Raw genomic sequence first — 19418 nt, forward strand, 5'->3', positions numbered from 1 at the left:
TCAGGTCTCGGGTGACGATTGTGGCAGGGTGAAGCTGAACACCGTGCCGCGCGGCGTGTTGGGGCGGTGCCCCAAAAATCCGCCGTGCTGTTCCACCACGGTACGACACAAACTCAAGCCCAAGCCCATGCCTTCTTCTTTGGTGGTGAAGAAGGGTGTGAAGAGTTTTTCGGACACGCCCTCAGGAATGCCTTGGCCCAAATCGGCCACTGAAAACTCAAGCCAGCGGCTGATGGCGTTCGACGCCGCAGGACGCACGCTGAGCGTGAGCACTTTGTTGGGCGTGTCATCGGCCATGGCTTGCATGCCATTGCGCGACAGGTTCAGCAGCACTTGTTCGACCATGGTGCGGTCACACCACACGGTGGGCAAATCAGGCGGGCATTGCACGACCACGCGCACGCCCAGCTTACGGGCTTGCAAAATCACCAAAGGCATCACGTCATCCAACAAGGCGCGTGGCGTGACGGCCTCGCGCGCTTGGTCGCGGCGACGCACGAAGTCGTGCACGCTCTTGATGACCTTGCCCGCACGCTCCGCTTGCTGCCCAATGCGTTGAATGGCGCTGCTGAGCGTCTCCGCCAATTGCGGGTCTTTGACGGCAGCTTCTTGCAACAAGTTCATGCTGCCCGTGGCGTAACTGGAAATCGCGGCCAAGGGTTGGTTGAGTTCATGGCTCAAGAGCGACGCCATTTCACCCACCGTGGCCAAACGCGCTGTGGCTTGCAGTCGCTCTTGGCTGGCACGCGACACTTCTTCCACGCGGCGCTGCTCGCTGATGTCCAACACCGCGCCCATCCAACCAGTTTGCTCGCCCAAGGCGTTGATGAGCGGGGCTTCAAAAATCATCACCGCAAAACGTTCGCCGTTTTTGCGCATGAAGACGGACTCCACCCCTTCACGCGGCGGTGCATTGCCCGCCAGCCGCAAGGCTTGGCGCTGACCGTATTCATCCACCATCTCTGGCGGCCAATAGGGGGCAGGAATGCCGCGACCGATCAACTCTTTGGCCTCAAAGCCCACCATCTCGCAAAACGCAGGGTTCACATACGTGATGCAACCTTCGTTGTCACGCGCGCGCAAACCCGTGACCAGAGAATCTTCCATCGCTTTGCGAAAGGCCAGCGCGTCAGCCAAATCCAGCTCCACGCGTTGGCGACGGCGCATGTCACGCGCCAGCATGATGAGCACGGTGACCAAGGCAATCGCCATCGCCGTGACCAAGGCTGTCAAAACGTTGGGGAACAAATCGGGTGCACCGCGCCAACTGTCCATGCGCAGCACCATGGTGTGACCGGGCAAATCCAGCAGCTGTTTGGCAATGAACACGCGCGAACCGCGGCGTGCCGTGCCATGCATGGCCAAGCGTGTGCCATCCGACTCGGTGAACGACACCTCTTGGCTGCGGGTCAGTTGCGGGCCCACCATGTTGACCAACATCTCACCCAAGGAATACGTGGCCACGGTGTAACCCGTGAGCTGCCCATCGGTGATGACGGGCAAGCACAGATCCATGATTTCCAAACCCAAACCATCGGCTTGCGGCACGTAGGTACTGGCGCCGTAGCCGGGGCCGCTTTGGCGACGCGCCACACCACAGGCTTGCACCACTTCGGGCTGGTTGGCAGCTCGGCCAAAGCGGTTGAACACGGGCGCACGAAACGAGGTGTCGATGCTTTTGAGCACCCGCAACTCCGTATCCCGCAACTCCAAACGCAACCACTCGCGGTGTTCACGCAGCAATGTGTGGGCATCTTGCTCCCAAGGCGTAGCAGCCCGGTCGGCGTATTGCAGCGCTTGCAAGCTCTGCACATTGCGGGTGAGTGCGGTGCGAATGTCGCCCACAGCATCCGCCGCATCACGCTCCAAACGGCTTTGTACTTGGCTGACTTCATAACGCCCCGCCAACCACACCAAAGTGCTGAGCATGGACAGCACCAGCACCACCAGAAGCACCCACAGCACCCAACGGCGCACTTGTGTTCCAGCGTTGAACGGCATCAGTCGACCTTGGTCACACGGGGGTCCGCCCACGTGCCATCCACATGAAACTCGTTGGTCCCGGCACGCACCAAAGGCTTGCTCAACACCATCTGCGCAAGGTAGCTGGTCAAGCCGATCAAAGGATTGATGGTGGCAACGTAAAGCGAGGCCGTGCCTGCATTGATTTCAGGCACCACCACCACTTTGAGCTGTTGGGTTTCGCGCACCAAGTCGGCATGGCCTTCAATCAATGCGCCAGCCACCACGCCCTTCATTTGCAGGTTGTTGGTGGAGGCCACGCCTTGCTCAATGCGCACGTCGCCACGCACAAAGTCGAACGCAAACCCGTCGCTGAACAAGTCGCTGAAATCCAAGGTCAAGCGACGCGGCAAGGCTTGCAAATTGAGCACGCCCAACAAGCGGGCTGCGCCTGGCTCTGTTTTTAAGAACTGCCCTTTTTCAATCGCCAAGTTCATCTTGCCGCTCATGCTGGCGTAGTCCAGCGTGATGGGCGAACCCTGCCAAGACACTTGGCCCTCCAGGCGTCCTTCGCCATGGCGAATGGCCCCTGGCGTGCCCAAGCGGCCCAACAGCTCGCCACTGTCACGGATGGCCAACACAAAGTTGAACTGCGTGCGACGCACGCGCGGCCCTTCGGTTGCCCAATTGCCATTGGCCGTCAAGGTGGCTTCTGGCAGCGTCACGTTGAATTTGTTCAGGCGCCATTCGCGCACGGCGTTTGTGCCCACGCGGTTAACAGCATCAATTTCTAAGCGGCCCAGTTTTTTGCCACGCAAGGTCAGCTCATTCACCACGATGTCCAAGGTGGGAATGCTGCTGGGCTGCTCGGTCAACAGGCGCTCCACATCGGGCACCGAGCTGGGTGGGATATTCAAATACGCCAAACGCACATACAGCTGTGCGGGCACATTGCCATTAGGTGGCCGCACTTCTGCCGAGCCATTGAGCTCATCGGCACCGATGTTCAAGCGCCACAAATCGCCTTGGCGTGTGCCACCCACCACCACTTTGTGAATCACGCGATCAGACACCTTGATTTGGTCCGCCAGCAACGCGGCAAAGGAAGGCATGTACTCTTGCGCGCCTTCACCCGTGGCTTCGCTGCCGATGACAGCTGCCGTGGCCTGTTTGCGCTTGAGCGGCGACACACCCGTGAGCTGGGTGAGCGCGGTGTTCCACGCATCCAAGTCGAGCGAGGGCAATTGCAAATTCAAGCTCACCGCGTTGTCACGCATGGGCACCGCATCAACGACCGACTGCCCCACGGCAATGCCACCACGAACCACGCGCACGCGTGGGCCGCTGAGATCGCGCACATATGTGACCGACACCAACCGACCCAAGGTGACTTTGATTTGGTCTTGCAACACGCGTGATTTGGCTTGCAGCGATTCCCGCGTGAGTTGCGACTCAATGCGCAACGGCATGGCGGTCTGGGCTGTTTTGTTCAGCGGTGCTGGCAAGTTCAAGGCCATGCCTTTGAGGTCGCTGTTGATCAACAGCTCTGGCTCGCCACGGCGTAGCCCCAAAGTTGCGGTGTAAGTCGACTTGCCTGTGGCGCGTTGCGCCAAGCGTGACACAAAGCCCAGCTCACGCGCTTGTTGCAAACCCTCTGCCGTCAAGTCACCGCGAATTTTGAGTTGCAAGGGCGATTGGCCCTCTGTGGCCACAAAGGTCAGGCCACCATCCAACACAGCATCGCCGCCCAACAGCTGCGCTTGCACTGCTTTGAGCTCAAACCCTTGCTCGCTGAACTGCAAGTTGCCACGCGTTCGGTTAAGCACGGGTGTGCCCGGCATGATTTGCAATGCGTTGTCCGCAAACGCCACACTGCCTTGAACTTTGGAGGTCTCTAGTTTGTCGATGGGCAAGGTCAGAGCCAATTTGAAATTGGCATCGCCCGTTGCTTGGCTCTTGCCCAACACGGTGCCCGTCAACTCGTTGAGTGCCGATTTGGCAATCATGTCCAGCACTTGCGCCACGGGACCACGTGCCTCACCTGTCACGCTGACCACGGGTTGCGCCAGCTTGGGGATGTGCGCTTCTACTTTTTGCCAGATCACGCCTGGGGCACCAGCCAACTGGGTGCTGCCTTTGAAATGCAACGCAGTGCGGTCAAACACCAACTCGCCGTTCACCGCCATCAAAGCAGGCCATGCAGGCGGTGGTGGTGTTTTGGGCTTGGGTGGTGTGGGCGGCACATAGGCATAGCGCCCTTGCGTCACTTGGGCCACGATGCGGAACTCGCCCAGCTTGGGGTTCTCAAACGGCATGTCATTCAAATTGCCGCGCAAGCGCAAGGTCACATGATGGGCCTCACCCGCTTGAACCGCATCACGCACATAGGCGCGCACATCAGCGGGCAAGGTATTGGGCAGGTAGCGGTACACCCGCGCCACATTGGCTCGGCTGATCGCAGCGGTCAAATCCAACACGCCCGGCAGACGCGCCTCGGCTTCGCCTGTTTTCCAGTTGCCGTTGAATTCGCCGGCCACATCGTCGCTGACCACACGGCCTTGTGTGAACTGCACGGCCACGTCATCGCCTTTGAGCTGCCAAGCGAGCTGCGCCGAGGCTTCTTCGAAGGCCAGGTACGGCTCATCCAAACCCATGGGCAAGGTCACGCTGCCTTTGTGAATGCTCACCCGTGCTTTGCCGCCTTTTTGTGTGAAATCAAATTCGAGCTGCGCCGCTTGCAAGCCAGGCAAATTGGCCAAGGGGCTGTCTGGCTGCGCGTCACGTTGGAGAGAAAGCTGACGCACTTGGCCGCGTGCGCCGTATTGCAAAACATCGCCTTCATTTTTCTGCCAAGTGGCCTTGAGCTGGTTGACTTGGCCTTGCGGTTGCACGCGCGCCAAAATTTCGCGCCAATCCTCTGGCAACGGCAGGCGCTGGCTGATTTGCACCAGCGCGTCTAAGTCCAAACGGTCGGCATTCACGGTGCCAGACTCAAACGCATCGCCGCGCCAGCTCACACGCAACACACCGCCCGGCCAGTGCTCGCCCTCTTGGGTGTCAAACACCAAGTCTTGGCTGCTGATTTCAACTTCACCGCCTTGCCATTGCGCGCCCACACGGCCATGCACATGGCGCAGCCCCAAAGGCAGCAAGTCAGCGCCCAAACGCGCGGTGACGGCATCTAGCGCGACGTCAGCCGTCACACCCATGGGCTGCCCTTTTTGCACATCGGTCCACACACGCATCGCGCCACGGCCTTCTTGCAAAGACAAGCCTTTGTCTAAAGCCACCCACTGACGCAACGCGGCGATGTCAACATACGGCAAATCGGCAAACAACTCACCCGTCCATTGCGAGGTGTCGCCCGCGCGTTGCCAGGGCACTTGGTAAAACTTACCGCGCACGGACATGCGCTGACCCAAGGCATCGGGCGGCGTGGCATCCAGACGCAGCTCGTGTTGGAACCCATGGTTTTTCACCGACACGTCCACACCACGCAGGGTCAGCGCCGGGGCGATCGTTTGTGCCTCACTTGGGCGACTTTCGTCACGCCAATGCACAACCCCTTGGCGGACCACAAACTCGGGTTGCGAGAAGAACCAATCGGCACCGCTGCCGTCACCCGCGGCGCCGGTGTCTAAACCCGCCACCCACACGTGACCGTCGGCATCACGGCGAATTTCTAATTCAGGTTGCTCAATGTCCAGTTGCTCAAACTGGCCCAGCACGACAGAGCGTGGCGACACCGCCGCCAACACGCGGGGCAAGCGCAAAGCCTCACGCCCTTCGCGGTCGAACAACACGATGTCGTTCACTTCAAACCACGGCACCCACCAACCGCCTTGGGTGCTGATGCTGCCAATGTCCACGCGCACACCCATGGCACGCGAAGCCTGTTGTTGCAGCACCTCACGGTAATCGCCGATTCGGGGCACAATGAAAATGTGCAGGGCGCTCCAAGCGACCAACACCACCACCCATGCCAATGCAACCAGGCCTAAAGCCCAGTTGAGCGCGCGTCGCCAGCCTGATTTGGTTTGCAAATCAGAAGCCTTGGATTCGGGGGTGGCATTGACAGAGTCAGACAAATTTTTCATGGTGTTAGCAACGTGACTGGAATTATCCCTCCCTCCATGCAGGACTTAAGTACTTATTCGCGCTTTGTGCAGCGCTTGCGCCGCCGCTATGCCAATGAGCTGCACCTGCTGCCTGCGGGCGCGCCAAACTTGGCCACCATGCAAACGTGTTTTGAGGCGCTGCGCCAAACCCAGCCCTGCGGCAACGCCCTGCGCATGTTGCGCCAACTGGTGATGGAACGCTTGGCGGTGTTGGACTGCGACCAAGGTGCAGGCCTGGATGTGGTGACGCGCGCCGTGACCGAACTGGGCGAATTCACCCTCGACGCGGCCTATCACGAGGCCCAAGCCCAACTCGACGCCAGCTACGGCACACCCACCACGCCTAGCGGCGAACGCGCGGTGCTGTGGATCATTGGCATGGGCAAATTTGGCGCGCGTGAACTCAACGTGTCGAGCGACATTGACCTGATTTATGTGTACGACGAAGACGGCGAAACCACGGGCTTGCCCGATGGACGCGGACGCATCAGCAACCACGACTACTTTGCCAAAGCCGTCAAACTGATTTACGCGCTGATCGGCGACAACACCGAGCATGGCTTTGTCTTTCGCATGGATTTGGCTTTGCGCCCCAACGGCAACTCGGGGCCGAGCGTGGTGTCGCGCCAATCGCTGGAAGAATATTTCTTGGTGCAAGGCCGCGAGTGGGAGCGCTTTGCTTGGCTCAAAAGCCGCGTGGTCGCGCCCTTCAGCGCCAAAGCCAATGCGTTTGAACTGCGTGACACGGTGCTGCCTTTTGTGTTCCGCCGCTATTTGGACTACAGCGTGTTTGAGTCGCTGCGCGGTTTGCATCAGCAAATTCGCAAGCACTCGGTCACGCGCAGTGCGGGCCGGCCTGAGCGCGCCAACGATGTCAAGCTCTCGCGCGGCGGCATTCGTGAAATTGAATTCACGGTGCAGCTGCTGCAAGTGGTGCGCGGTGGCCACTTCCCCGAATTGCGCACACGCCCCACACTGCAAGCCTTGCAGCGCCTGAGCCAAGCCAACCTCATGCCCGCCGCCACCGCCGATGCGTTGGCCAAGGCCTATGTGTTTCTGCGTCAAGTCGAGCACCGCATTCAATACTTAGACGACCAACAAACCCACGTCTTGCCCACCAACGACGACGACCTGAACTGGATTGCACTGACCTTGGGGTATGGCGATGTGTGCGACTTTTTGACCCAGCTCGACACCCACCGGGAATTGGTGGCGCACGAGTTTGACCGCTTGTTGGGCTTGGGCGACAAAGCAGAAAACACAAACAACAGCGAGTGCAAAGGCTGCACACCCAAAGCGCAAAACGACTACGTAGACCTCGAGTCTTTGCTGCCAGACCTGAATGTGCATCTGCGCGAGCGCGTGGCGTTGTGGTCAGAGCAACCCCGCGTGCGCGCCTTGCGCGACGACAGTGTGCAGCGCTTGCTCAAACTTTTGCAACGCACCAATGCATGGATCGACGATGGCCGCATCACCGAAGAAGCTGCCGTGCGCTGGAGCGACTGGATGGAGCCGCTGCTACGCCGCGAAAGTTATTTGGCCTTGCTGATTGAGCGGCCTCGCGTGCACGAGCAACTGATGCGTTTGCTGGGCATGGCACGTTGGCCTGCCAAATATTTGCAGCAGCACCCGGGGGTCATTGACGAGCTCGCGGGCGAAGCCTTGTTGGCCGAGCGCTTTGTGCCTGCCGAGTTTGAACAAGAACTGGAACGTCGCCTGGAATCGCTGCAAGCGACCGGGCAGGCCGACGAAGAAACGTTGCTCAACTTGCTGCGCCGCGCGCACCACGCCGAAGTGTTCCGCACCTTGGCGCGTGACGTGGAAGGCCGCATCACCGTCGAGCAAGTGGCCGACGACTTGAGCGCTTTGGCTGACTCGGTGTTGAAGATCACCAGCCGTTGGGTGTGGCAACACTTCAAACAACGCCACCGCGACGAGCCGCAATTTGCCATCCTCGCCTACGGCAAGCTGGGCGGCAAAGAGCTGGGCTACGGCAGCGACTTGGACATCGTGTTTGTCTATGAAGACACACACGAACGCGCGGGCGAAATTTATGCGACCTATGTGCGCAAGCTCATCAACTGGCTCACCGTCAAAACTGGCGAAGGCGATTTGTACGAGATTGACACCGCTTTGCGTCCCAACGGCAACTCGGGCCTGTTGGTGTCAACCTTCGAAGCCTACTCAGACTACCAATGCCAACGCGGTGAAAACACCGCATGGACCTGGGAACACCAAGCCATGACGCGTGCGCGTTTTTGCTTGGGCGCGTCTGATCTCAAAGCCCGCTTCGACGCCGTCCGCGCCAACGTCATCAACGCCAAACGCGACCAAGCGGCGCTGCGCCAAGAAATTGTGGCCATGCGCGAAAAGCTGCACGCCGCACACACCGTCAAGCCCGATTTGTTTGACGTGAAGCACAGCGCGGGTGGCATGGTGGATGTTGAGTTTGCCGTCCAATACTTGGTGCTGGCGTTTGCGCAGCAACACCCGGCCTTGCTGGCAAACGTGGGCAACATTGCCTTGTTGCTGAGCGCTGAAAAAGCCGGCTTGCTGCCCGCTGGTGTGGGCGAAGCGGCTGGCAGCGCTTACCGAGAACTGCGCCGTGTGCAACACCGTGCGCGCTTGGACGAACAACCCACGCAAGTGCCCACGGCTGAGCTGGAAAAAGAATGTTCAGCCATCCAGGCGCTGTGGCACGCGGTGTTTCCTGAGGTGTGAATCAGCCCGCACGCAACGACCGTGCGGGGCTTTTACCCTTGTCGGATTTTTTTCACCAACGCAGTGGTGGAGTAGCCATCGACAAACGGAATCGCTTGGGCGCGGCCACCGTAGGCCAGCACCACTTGCGTTTCCGCCAGTTTGCCCATGTCGTAATCGCCGCCTTTGACCAGCACGTCGGGGCGCAACTCGGTGATGAGCTCCAGCGGTGTGTCTTCGTCAAACCACGTTACCAAACTCACGGACTCTAAAGCCGCCATCAACGCCGCACGGTCCAGCTCGTTGTTCAGTGGGCGGTCTGGGCCTTTGCCCAAACGGCGCGCAGACGCATCGCTGTTCAAAGCCACCACCAAGCTGCCGCCTAAGCTGCGGGCTTGGGCCAAATACGAGGCGTGGCCGCGGTGCAGCACATCAAACACGCCGTTGGTGAACACCACGGGCCCTTGCGCGCGCAAGGCCGCCACGCGTTGCACCGCGTCGTGGCGTGAAGCCAACTTGGAAAGGAAAGCCGGGGGGAGCAAAGTGGTGTCAGTCATGGGGATGAATTTTAGGTGGCGGCATGGACTGACGCAGCCTTGTGGCGACGCCAATGGTTCACGGCATCGGTGATCGAATTCAAATCGTGCAACACCACCACGCGCTCAATCTGTCGACGACGCAACGCCGAGGCTTGCCCGCCCACCCAAATCTGGCTCGAAGCGGGCAATAGCAAATTCAACTCGGTCAAACCGTCCACCACAGGGTTGGGCTTCATGTTGGCACTGAAACTCAAAGCCACCACGTCCGCACGATGGGCCATCGCCGCTTGGGCAATGTCGCGCACAGGGGTTTGCGTGCCCAACGACACACAACGGCAGCCTTGCAAGGTCAACAAACTTTCGACCATCAACAAGCCCAATCCATGGGCCTCTTGCGGGAACGTGGTCAGCAACACCGATGGTTCGCCACCGTTGGCTGGCTTTGGAAGCGCCAAGATCGCTTGTCGCATCAAGGTCATGACACATTCCGTGTAGAGATGTTCTTCATGCACAGCCAAATCACCGCGAGCCCACGTGTCGCCCACCATCGCCGTGAGGGGCGCGACCACATCGGTGACAAAACGCTGCAAGCCATCTTGCGACAAGGTTTTGAGGAGTTCGCGCTGAAGGCCTTGATGGTCTTGCGTTTGCAACATGACGATGTAAGCCATCAAATCTGAACGTGGATGCAAGATGCCGGCTTCATCGCTTGACTGCAATGAGGCCTCACCACGACTGAGGTGCTGCAGCGCCTCCATGGACTGCGCCACGATGCGGCCCGGACGATGCCCTTGGTCCATCAAACGCTTAATCAGGCGCAGCTTTTCCACCTGCGCTATCGGGTAGGCGCGCTCACCATGCGCGTCGCGACCGGGCACAGGGAAGCCATAACGTCGCTCCCAGACACGCAGGGTGTCCTTGCCAATGCCCGTGTCGCGTTCGACAGCCGCAATGGAAAGCACCAGGCCTGAAGGATCATCACGTGAGTTCATAAATGGCAATCCCCGTAAGTGAACATGGAGAATAAGTTCTGTCCTAGACGGTTTTTTCAGATTAGGCCATGATTGTCCCCTATTGAAGAAGGGCTTTCCCATGGCGCACCGTTTTGTTTTCTTGTTCGTTTGGCTGCTCTTGGGCCTCAACACAGCGCACAGCGCCTCAGAAAACGCCACGACAGCAACAATGACCTGCCCACGCGTCCTGCAACACACGGTGCTGCGACTGCAAGACGAAAAACCACAAGCACTCTGCCAATACGCAGGTCAAGTGGTGGTTGTCGTGAACACAGCCAGCTTTTGTGGGTTCACGCCGCAATACAAAGGCCTCGAAGCGCTGTATGCCAAATACAAGGATCGCGGTCTGGTGGTGCTGGGCTTCCCCAGCAACGACTTCTCACAAGAGCCCGACAACAATGCCAAGATCGCCGACTTTTGCGAAAACACATTTGGCGTGAAGTTCCCCATGTTTGTCAAAACCACAGTGCGCGGCGCAGACGCTTTGCCCTTGTTCAAACAGTTGGCCGAGCAAACTGGCACCACGCCTAAGTGGAACTTTTACAAATACGTCATCAGCCGCGATGGCAAACACATCAAGAGCTTCAGCAGCATGACCGGGCCACAAGATAAAAGCTTTGTGCAAGAGATTGAAAACCAGTTGGCCATGAAAGCCTCTGCGCTATGAAGCCACGTATCGCCATTGTGGGTTCAGGCATTTCGGGCCTGTCTGCGGCCCACCATTTGCAGGGCCAAGCCGACATCACGCTGTTTGAAGCGGGTGACTATTTTGGCGGTCACACCCACACCGTGGACGTGACCTTGCCCACCCCCACAGGCCTGCAAACCCACGGTGTGGACACCGGCTTCTTGGTCTACAACGAGCGCACGTATCCAGGGCTGATTGCCTTGTTTGAACAACTGCAAGTGGCCACCGTCAAATCCGACATGTCGTTCTCGGTGCAAGTGCCCAACAAGAACGGCAAAGGCGCGTTGGAGTGGAACGGCGCCAACCTCAACACCGTGTTTGCCCAGCGCAGCAATTTGCTCAAGCCCAGCTTCCTTCGCATGCTGCGCGATGTGGTTCGCTTCAACACCTTGGCCACAGAATTGGCCGAGCGCAACCAAGACCACGAACTGGCCCAGCCGCTGAGTGGATTTTTGTTTTCGCACAAGTTCAGCGACGCCTTCCGCGATTGGTATTTGCTGCCGATGCTGGGATGCATCTGGAGCTGCCCCACCGACCAAATGCTGAAATTCCCTGTGGCCACCATGATTCGGTTTTGCCACAACCACGGGCTGATTCAAGTGAACAACCGCCCGCAGTGGTACACGGTGGCCGGTGGCGCGCGCCATTACGTCGAGAAAATTTTGGCAGGCGTTGGCGATCAGCGTTTGAACACACCCGTGCTGCGCATTGAACGCGATGCCCACAGCGTGACGCTGCAAACCCACGCAGGTTCTGAACGCTTTGACCAAGTGATCTTGGCCACCCATGCCGACCAATCGTTGGCCATGCTGGCCGAGCCCACGGCGCAAGAACAAAGCACATTAGGCGCCATTCACTACCACCCCAACCGTGCGGTGCTGCACACCGACGTGTCGGTGATGCCCAAGAAAAAACTCGCCTGGGCGGCATGGAACTACGAACGTGCCGCGCATGACAACACCGAGTCCACCCGCGTGTGCCTGCACTACTGGCTCAACCTCTTGCAGCCGCTGCCGTTCACACAAGACGTGATCGTGTCGCTCAACCCTGTGCACGAGATTGACCCAGCGCACGTCATTGGAGAATACGACTACGCCCACCCCGTGTTTGACTTGCCCGCCATTCAGGCGCAGGCCCACATGCCCCAACTGCAAGGCCAACACCACACCTGGTTTGCCGGCGCATGGATGGGTTATGGCTTTCATGAAGACGGCTTCAAGGCTGGGCGCGATGCCGCACAGAACTTATTGGCGAGCTTGGCAAGATGAGCCACATGATTGGTTTTGGTCAAGTGCGTCACACACGTTTGCGGCCCAAGGTGCATGCGTTCAACTACAGCACTTTCTTTTTGATGCTGCCCATGCGCACGCTTCACACCCACACGGTGCTACCCATCAACCGCGCAGGCGCCATCAGCTTTCACGACACAGACCACGGCGATGGACGCAAACCCGAAGCGGGTGGTGCCCTGGCATGGCTAGAGGAATTGCTGCACAAGGAAGGCATCACCGACGCCACGGGCGAGGTGTGGCTGCATTGCTACCCACGCGTGCTGGGGTACACCTTCAAGCCCGTGAGCTTTTGGTATTGCCACGCAGCAGACAACAGCCTACGCGCCATCGTGGTGGAAGTGAACAACACCTTTGGCGAACGCCACTGTTATTTGCTAGATCGCCCGCAATACGGCGTGGAGCAATGCGCCAACAAGGTGTTTCATGTGTCGCCGTTTTGCGACGTGCAAGGCGACTACCGCTTTCGCTTCATGCGCACCGCCGACCACACCGTGGCGCGCGTGGACCACGACGATGCGCTGGGCCCCTTGATCGAAACCAGCGTCAGCGGCCAACTCGAACCCATCACCCGCGCCGCCTTGCGCCGCGCCTTGTGGGGCTACCCGCTGATGACGCTCATGGTCATGGCCCGCATCCATTGGCAAGCGATGAAGCTGTGGCGCAAGCGTGTGCCGTTTTTCACCAAGCCCACGCCACCCAAAGATTTTGTAACCCGTTGAACTGATTCAAAGCCTAGCCATGACTTCATCCACGACCTCGGCCCCCGTCCGCTCTGCCCCCCAAGACATGCCCGCTGCTGCGCGGCGCGTGCTGAGCTTGCTACAACGTTTACAACATGGCACCTTGCATGTGCAATGGCCCGATGGCAGTGTGGCGCAATACGGCGCAGCACCCGCCACAGGCCCAGCACTCAACGCGACCCTGCATTTGCACAGCTATGCCCCGCTGACGCAAGCCTTGAAATCGGGCGACATTGGTTTCGCTGAAAGCTACATTGCGGGCGAGTGGACCACAAACAATTTGTCTGAGCTGCTGCAGCTCTTAGTCGCCAACCGCCGCGACATGGACGAGCTGATCTTTGGCAGCTGGTTGGGCCGCTTGTTCTACCGCGTGCGCCACTTGCTTCACCGCAACACGCGCAGCAACAGCAAGAAAAACATCCACGCACATTACGACTTGGGCAATGCCTTTTATGAGCTGTGGCTTGACCCCACGATGAACTACTCGTCCGCGTGGTTTGACAACGACCGCGCCAAGCCGATGGCCGAGGCACAAACCGCCAAAGTGCGGCGCGCCCTGCGCATGGTCGACGCCAAAGCGGGTGACCGCATTCTTGAAATCGGCTGCGGCTGGGGCGCTTTGGCTGAGCTGGGCGGCCAAGAGTTTGGCGCGCACATGAGCGGCGTGACCTTGAGCCACGAGCAACTGGCGTTTGCCAACCAACGCATGCAAACCCAAGGCTTGGCCGCCACCAGCCACCTGCGCTTGCAAGACTACCGCGACATTGACGACGGCCCCTATGACGCGATCTGCTCCATCGAAATGTTGGAGGCTGTCGGCCAAGAATATTGGCCCACCTATTTCGAGAGCGTGGCTCGCTTGCTGAAGTCTGGCGGTAAAGCTTGCATCCAAACCATCGTCATCGACGACGCGCTGTTTGACCGCTATGTCAAAAGCACCGACTTCATTCAGCAATACATTTTTCCCGGCGGTTGTTTGCCTTGTCCGCGCGAGTTTCGCGCGCACGCCGAACGCGCAGGCCTGAAAGTGGTGGACGAGCTGGCCTTTGGTTTGGACTACGCCGAAACCTTGCGCCGCTGGCGTCACCAATTCATGGCGGACAAAACGCAGGTGTTGCAACTGGGGTTTGACGAGCGCTTCATCCGTATTTGGGAGTTCTACCTCGCTTACTGCGAAGCCGCATTTGAGCAGCACAACACCGATGTGTTGCAGTTCACCTTGGTCAAGCCATGACCACACGCCGCAGCGCATTGACCCATGTGATGCGTGCGGCGGTTCTCAGCTGTGCGGGTGCCTTGTCGTTAGACGCACACGCCAACCAGCAAAGCAACGCCAAGCCAGACACACCAACCGCAGTCCCAAGTTTTGTGCGCTCCCTGCTTCGCGGCACACCGCGCCTGATTGGGCAGCACCGATTCACCTATTGGGGCTTTGAGGTGTACGACGCCAGCCTGTGGGGCAGCACCGCTTTTGCCCCCGACAACTGGGCCATGCAAGCCTTGGTGCTAGAGCTGCGCTACCTGCGGGATTTCAAAGGCGCTGACATTGCGCAACGCTCCATAGATGAAATGCAAGGCCAGCGTACCTTGAGCGCTGCCCAACAACACAACTGGTCGGGCGTGTTGCAATCGCTCATTCCAAACGTGCGCAGCGGCGACCGCATCACCGGCGTTTACGCCCCCGACAAAGGCATGCAGCTCTTGCACCAAGACCGCCTGTTGGGTGACATAACCGACGCAGAATTGGCGAAACGCTTTTTTGGCATTTGGTTGGCCCCCGAAACTTCGCAACGCCAGCTTCGCCAGCAATTGCTGGCCGGCGCTCAACAATGAAGCCCAGCACCGCAGAACTGCATTTGAACTTTGGGAGAAACCAGATGGTGAACAGACGACAACTCTTAACCCGCAGTGCCACCGGCATGGGCGCACTGGCTGCTGTGGGCTTGAGCGGCTGTGCCAGCCCTTCGATTGAAGACTACGCCCAGGACAAACCCACGCTGGACTTGCGCAGCTACTTCAACGGCAAGGTCGATGCCTGGGGCGTGTTCACAGACCGCCAAGGCAAAGTGGTGAAGCGCTTCACCGTGGACATGGCCTGCACTTGGCAGGGAGAACAGGGCGTGTTGGATGAGCGCTTTGTCTACTCCGATGGCACACAAGAGCGCCGCATTTGGAAACTCACCCACTTGGGTAACGGCCAGTACCAAGGCACGGCTGGCGACGTGGTGGGCATCGCCAGCGGACAAACACGCGGCAACGCCTTTCGTTGGGGCTACACCTTGGCCTTGCCCGTGGACGGCCGTGTGCTGCATGTGAGCATGGACGATTGGATGTATCTGATGAGCGACCGTGTCATGCTCAACAAAGCACGCATGAGCAAGTGGGGCGTGCACTTGGGCGACGTCACCTTGTCCTTCACTCGCCGAGGTTGACATGTCTTGGATCAAACCCATGAACCCACCCATCACCGACTGGCAGGGCCGCAGCGTGTGGCTGATTGGCGCGTCTAGCGGCATTGGCTTGGCCACCGCCAAAGCCCTGCATGCCGCAGGCGCCCGCGTGGTGGTATCGGCACGCAATGCCGGGTTGCTGCAACAGTTTGTCGACGACCACCCTGGCGCGCAAGCGGTGGTGCTGGATGTGGCTGACACTGCCGCCATTGCCACCGCAGCCCGCTACGTGCAAACACAACAAGGTTTGGATGTGGTGATGTACTGTGCGGGCTACTACCAAGCCATGCGCGCGGCCGACTATTCGCTGTCCGAAATGCTGCGCCACCTTGACATCAACTACACCGGCGCTCTGCGTGTGCTGGATGCTGTGCTGCCCGAGTTGCTGCCGCAGCAGCGCGGCCACATCAGTTTTATTTCTAGCGTGGCGGGCTTTCGCGGTTTGCCGCAAAGCTTGGCGTACGGGCCCACCAAGGCCGCGCTTATCAATTTGGCAGAGGCTTTGTATTACGACGTGTCGCCCCACGGTATTGGCGTGAGTTTGATCAACCCTGGCTTTGTAGAAACTCCGCTGGTAGCCAACAACGACTTTCCCATGCCCGCGCTCATCACGCCCAACAAAGCCGCTTCTGAAATTTTGAACGGATGGCGTCAGGGCCAATTTCACATTCACTTTCCTAAGCGCTTCACACGCATGTTGCTTTTGATGCGCTTGCTGCCTTATCGCTGGTACTTTGCCTTGGTACGCCGCGGCACTGGCATGTAAGAGGTCACGATGCCATTTCAACTGACCCAGCCTGACAGCCCCGAAGCTGCACTACAACGCGTGGTGCATTTTTTTGAACACCTGCAACCTGGCGACGTGGCGCGTGCGGGGCAGCTCTACACCGCAGACGCGCAGTTCAAAGATCCCTTCAATGAGGTGCAAGGCATCTCAGCGATTGCGCGCATCTTTACCCACATGTTTGAAGCGCTAGAAGCACCACGCTTTGTGATTACCCAGCAAGTACAAAACGGTGCGCAATGTTTTGTCACTTGGGATTTTTTCTTCTCTGCGCCACGCATGGACAACGGCGCAATACAAACCATTCGCGGCGCAACCCACTTTGTGTTGCGTGAAGAAGCCGGCGTGTGGCGCGTGGCCGTGCACCGCGACTATTGGGATGCAGCAGAAGAGCTGTACGAGAAGCTGCCCGTGGTGGGCAGCGTGATGCGTTGGTTGAAAAAACGCGCCAACAGCTAAATCAAACCGGCGCTGTGTCTTTGAAGCTTGGGCGTTGTGCCAAACGCTCATACAAAGCAGCCAGATTGGGGTGCTGACCACGCCAATCAATGTGCGCGAAACGGAAATCCAAGTAGCCCAAGGCTGCGCCCACCGCAATGTCCGCCAAGCTCAGGTGAATGCCCACGCAGTTGCTGCGCTCGGCCAAAGCACGATCCATCGCAATCAAGCTGTCGTCAATCTTTTTCATTTGACGCTCAATCCACGCTTGGCTGCGCTCCCCCTCTTTGCGACCAGGCCAAGTGGCTTCCAGACGGGCAAGAATGGCCGCGTCCAACAAGCCATCAGCCAAAGCCTCCCAAGTTTTTACTTCGGCGCGTTCGCGGCCACTGCCAGGAATGAGCTTGCCCACGGGTGACAGGGTGTCCACATATTCAACGATGACGCGCGAGTCAAACAGCGCCTCGCCGCCTTCCATGATGAGGCAAGGCACCTTGCCCAAAGGGTTGGATGCCGTGATGTTGGTATCTGCAGCCCAGACGTCTTCGGTCACAAACTGGTAGTCCAGTTTCTTCTCGGCCATGACGATGCGCACTTTGCGCACATAGGGGCTGGTAATTGCACCAATCAGTTTCATATGTTTTTCATAGATTTGTTGAGACTCTAGTTTAGCGAGCTTGGCGTATACATGGCACTTGGGCCAAGCACCTAAAATTGCAACATGAGCAATACAACCCGCACCCCCCAAGCTATTTCCCAAGTCACCGCCCTGTCGCCCCTGGATGGCCGCTACGCCGGCAAAGTCGCCGCCCTGCGCCCCCTGATGAGCGAGCAAGGCTATATGCACCGCCGCGTGCAAGTGGAGATTGCGTGGTTCATCGCCTTGAGCGATGCGGGCTTTGCGGAATTCAAACCCTTGAGCGCTGCTTCTCGCGACTATCTCATCAGTTTGGTCACCAACTTCAGCACCGAAGACGCGCTGGCTATCAAAGACGAAGAGAAGGTCACCAACCACGACGTGAAGGCCGTGGAATATTGGATCAAAAAGAAATTCAAAGGCCATGCAGAACTCGAAGCGGCTGCTGAGTTTGTGCACTTTGCTTGCACCAGCGAAGATATCAACAACACCAGCCACGCGCTGCAATTGCAGGCGGGCCGCGATGAAGTCATCTTGCCTGGCCTCGATGGCCTGATTGCCAAGCTGCGCGAGATGGCCCACGCCTACGCCGACGTGCCCATGCTCAGCCGCACGCACGGCCAAACCGCCAGCCCCACCACCGTGGGCAAAGAAGTGGCCAACGTGGTGATGCGCCTGCGCCAAGTGCGCGAGCGCATTGCGGGCGTGCACATCATGGCCAAGATGAATGGCGCCGTAGGCAACTACAACGCCCACATGAGCGCTTGGCCCGACTTCGACTGGGAAGCCTTCAGCCGCAAAGTGGTGGAAACACCTGCGCCGTTGGGCCTCGGTCTGACCTTCCAACCCTACAGCATTCAAATCGAACACCACGACTACATGGCCGAGTTATTCGACGCCGTGGCGCGTGCCAACACCATCCTGATTGACTGGTCGCGCGACGTGTGGGGTTATGTGTCTTTGGGCTACTTCAAACAACGTTTGAAAGCGGGCGAGATTGGCTCGTCCACCATGCCGCACAAAGTCAACCCGATTGACTTTGAAAACGCCGAAGGCAATTTGGGTTTGGCCAACGCCGTGCTCAAACACCTGAGCGAAAAGCTCCCCATCAGCCGCTGGCAACGTGACCTGACCGACTCCACCGTGTTGCGCAACATGGGCGTGGCCTTGGGCTACACCGCCTTGGCGTACCAATCGATGATGGTGGGCCTGAACAAACTCGAACTCAACGAAGAAGCCTTGGCTGCTGACCTCGATGCCGCTTGGGAAGTGTTGGCCGAGCCCATCCAAACCGTCATGCGTCGCTACGGTGTGCAAGGCGCTTACGAGCAGCTCAAAGAAGTCACGCGTGGCAAAACCGTCACGGCGGAAGCATTGCATGGTTTGATTGCCTCTTTGCAAATTCCACAAGCAGACATTGACCGTTTGTTGGCCATGACGCCCGGCAGCTACGTGGGCAAAGCCGCCGAACTGGCGCGTCGCGTTTAAACAGATGGCGATCAAATCCACCATCTTCAAAGCGAACGTTCAAATCGCTGACATTGACCACGGCTACTACGCCGACCACGCGCTGACCCTCGCGCGTCACCCCAGCGAAACCGATGAACGCATGATGGTGCGTTTGGTCGCGCTGTCATTGCAAGCGCATTTGCTACAAGACGTGTGCAACGGCGACGGCGTACTGGCGTTTGGTGCTGGTCTGTCAGACCCCGACGAACCCGATGTGATGCTGACCGATTTCACCGGCCGCAAGCGCCTGTGGATTGAAGTGGGTCAGCCCGAAGAAAAGCCACTGCTCAAAGCCTGCAGCAAGGCCGACCAAGTGATGTTGTATGTGTTCTCCAGCTCAGGCGATGTCTGGTGGAAGAACATGCAAAACAAACTCATCAAACCCACCACCCTGCAGGTGTGGCGCATTCCAAGCAGCGCCTCGCAAGATTTGGCCAACCTGGCCGAGCGCAGCATGCAGCTGCAAGCGACCATTCAAGAGGGCGTGGTGATGATGAGCAACGGCAAGACCACCGTTGACATTGAGTGCGAGCGCTGGAAATAAGCGC

16 protein-coding genes are annotated in these 19418 nt (G+C 58.7%); 11 read left to right on the plus strand and 5 right to left on the minus strand.

What is annotated here, in order from left to right:
- Both QMG15_RS12595 and QMG15_RS12600 read right to left on the minus strand, forming a co-directional pair.
- Window positions 1–2001, minus strand: coding sequence for an ATP-binding protein (locus QMG15_RS12595; RefSeq protein WP_108359416.1), 2001 nt, complete (start codon window positions 1999–2001; stop codon window positions 1–3).
- A complete protein-coding gene (locus tag QMG15_RS12600; RefSeq protein ID WP_281788864.1) occupies window positions 2001–6059 on the minus strand; it encodes a YhdP family protein in 4059 nt (1352 codons plus the stop codon). The genes QMG15_RS12595 and QMG15_RS12600 overlap by 1 nt, the downstream gene beginning before the upstream one ends.
- A 36-nt stretch (window positions 6060–6095) precedes the next feature.
- Here QMG15_RS12600 and glnE point away from each other — a divergent pair, with 36 nt between their 5' ends.
- On the plus strand, window positions 6096–8801 hold the full coding sequence (glnE, locus tag QMG15_RS12605) for a bifunctional [glutamate--ammonia ligase]-adenylyl-L-tyrosine phosphorylase/[glutamate--ammonia-ligase] adenylyltransferase (RefSeq protein ID WP_281790147.1): 2706 nt from the start codon (window positions 6096–6098) through the stop codon (window positions 8799–8801).
- A 32-nt stretch (window positions 8802–8833) separates the two neighbouring features.
- On the opposite strand, the gene rfaE2 is transcribed toward glnE, so the two are convergent.
- Window positions 8834–9337 carry a D-glycero-beta-D-manno-heptose 1-phosphate adenylyltransferase gene (gene rfaE2, locus QMG15_RS12610; RefSeq protein WP_108402035.1) on the minus strand — a complete coding sequence of 168 codons (504 nt, stop codon included), beginning with the start codon at window positions 9335–9337 and terminating at the stop codon, window positions 8834–8836.
- Between the two features lie 11 nt (window positions 9338–9348).
- Window positions 9349–10311 carry a MerR family transcriptional regulator gene (locus QMG15_RS12615; RefSeq protein ID WP_281788865.1) on the minus strand — a complete coding sequence of 321 codons (963 nt, stop codon included), beginning with the start codon at window positions 10309–10311 and terminating at the stop codon, window positions 9349–9351.
- Between the two features lie 190 nt (window positions 10312–10501).
- Here QMG15_RS12615 and QMG15_RS12620 point away from each other — a divergent pair, with 190 nt between their 5' ends.
- From QMG15_RS12620 to QMG15_RS12655, 8 genes are all read left to right on the plus strand, one after another.
- Entirely contained in the window at window positions 10502–10999 is a 498-nt protein-coding gene (locus QMG15_RS12620) for a glutathione peroxidase (protein ID WP_281790148.1), read from the plus strand.
- On the plus strand, window positions 10996–12288 hold the full coding sequence (locus QMG15_RS12625) for an FAD-dependent oxidoreductase (RefSeq protein WP_281788866.1): 1293 nt from the start codon (window positions 10996–10998) through the stop codon (window positions 12286–12288). The genes QMG15_RS12620 and QMG15_RS12625 overlap by 4 nt, the downstream gene beginning before the upstream one ends.
- Entirely contained in the window at window positions 12285–13031 is a 747-nt protein-coding gene (locus QMG15_RS12630; protein WP_281788867.1) for a DUF1365 domain-containing protein, read from the plus strand. Before QMG15_RS12625 ends, QMG15_RS12630 begins: the two co-directional genes overlap by 4 nt.
- 19 nt (window positions 13032–13050) lie before the next feature.
- Complete coding sequence (locus QMG15_RS12635) at window positions 13051–14286, plus strand: cyclopropane-fatty-acyl-phospholipid synthase family protein (protein WP_281788868.1); 1236 nt, start codon at window positions 13051–13053, stop codon at window positions 14284–14286.
- Complete coding sequence (locus QMG15_RS12640; protein WP_281788869.1) at window positions 14283–14885, plus strand: chalcone isomerase family protein; 603 nt, start codon at window positions 14283–14285, stop codon at window positions 14883–14885. Before QMG15_RS12635 ends, QMG15_RS12640 begins: the two co-directional genes overlap by 4 nt.
- 86 nt (window positions 14886–14971) lie before the next feature.
- The gene (locus tag QMG15_RS12645) at window positions 14972–15484 is read left to right on the plus strand and encodes a DUF3833 domain-containing protein (protein WP_281790149.1); all 513 of its coding nucleotides are present in this window, start codon (window positions 14972–14974) and stop codon (window positions 15482–15484) included.
- A gap of 1 nt (window position 15485) precedes the next feature.
- A complete protein-coding gene (locus QMG15_RS12650) occupies window positions 15486–16268 on the plus strand; it encodes an SDR family NAD(P)-dependent oxidoreductase (RefSeq protein ID WP_108359425.1) in 783 nt (260 codons plus the stop codon).
- Between the two features lie 9 nt (window positions 16269–16277).
- Window positions 16278–16745 (plus strand): nuclear transport factor 2 family protein, encoded by a 468-nt coding sequence (locus QMG15_RS12655; RefSeq protein WP_281788870.1) that lies wholly within the window; start codon window positions 16278–16280, stop codon window positions 16743–16745.
- A 1-nt stretch (window position 16746) separates the two neighbouring features.
- On the opposite strand, the gene QMG15_RS12660 is transcribed toward QMG15_RS12655, so the two are convergent.
- Window positions 16747–17361, minus strand: coding sequence for a glutathione S-transferase N-terminal domain-containing protein (locus tag QMG15_RS12660; RefSeq protein WP_281788871.1), 615 nt, complete (start codon window positions 17359–17361; stop codon window positions 16747–16749).
- Between the two features lie 84 nt (window positions 17362–17445).
- Between QMG15_RS12660 and purB the strand changes: the two genes are divergently transcribed.
- Together purB and QMG15_RS12670 are read left to right on the plus strand one after the other, a co-directional pair.
- Window positions 17446–18849, plus strand: coding sequence for an adenylosuccinate lyase (purB, locus tag QMG15_RS12665; RefSeq protein ID WP_281788872.1), 1404 nt, complete (start codon window positions 17446–17448; stop codon window positions 18847–18849).
- Between the two features lie 4 nt (window positions 18850–18853).
- A complete protein-coding gene (locus QMG15_RS12670; protein WP_281788873.1) occupies window positions 18854–19414 on the plus strand; it encodes a YaeQ family protein in 561 nt (186 codons plus the stop codon).
- The last annotated feature ends 4 nt before the right edge of the window (window positions 19415–19418 follow it).

The organism is Limnohabitans sp. INBF002, from assembly GCF_027924905.1.
Lineage (GTDB): Bacteria > Pseudomonadota > Gammaproteobacteria > Burkholderiales > Burkholderiaceae_C > Limnohabitans.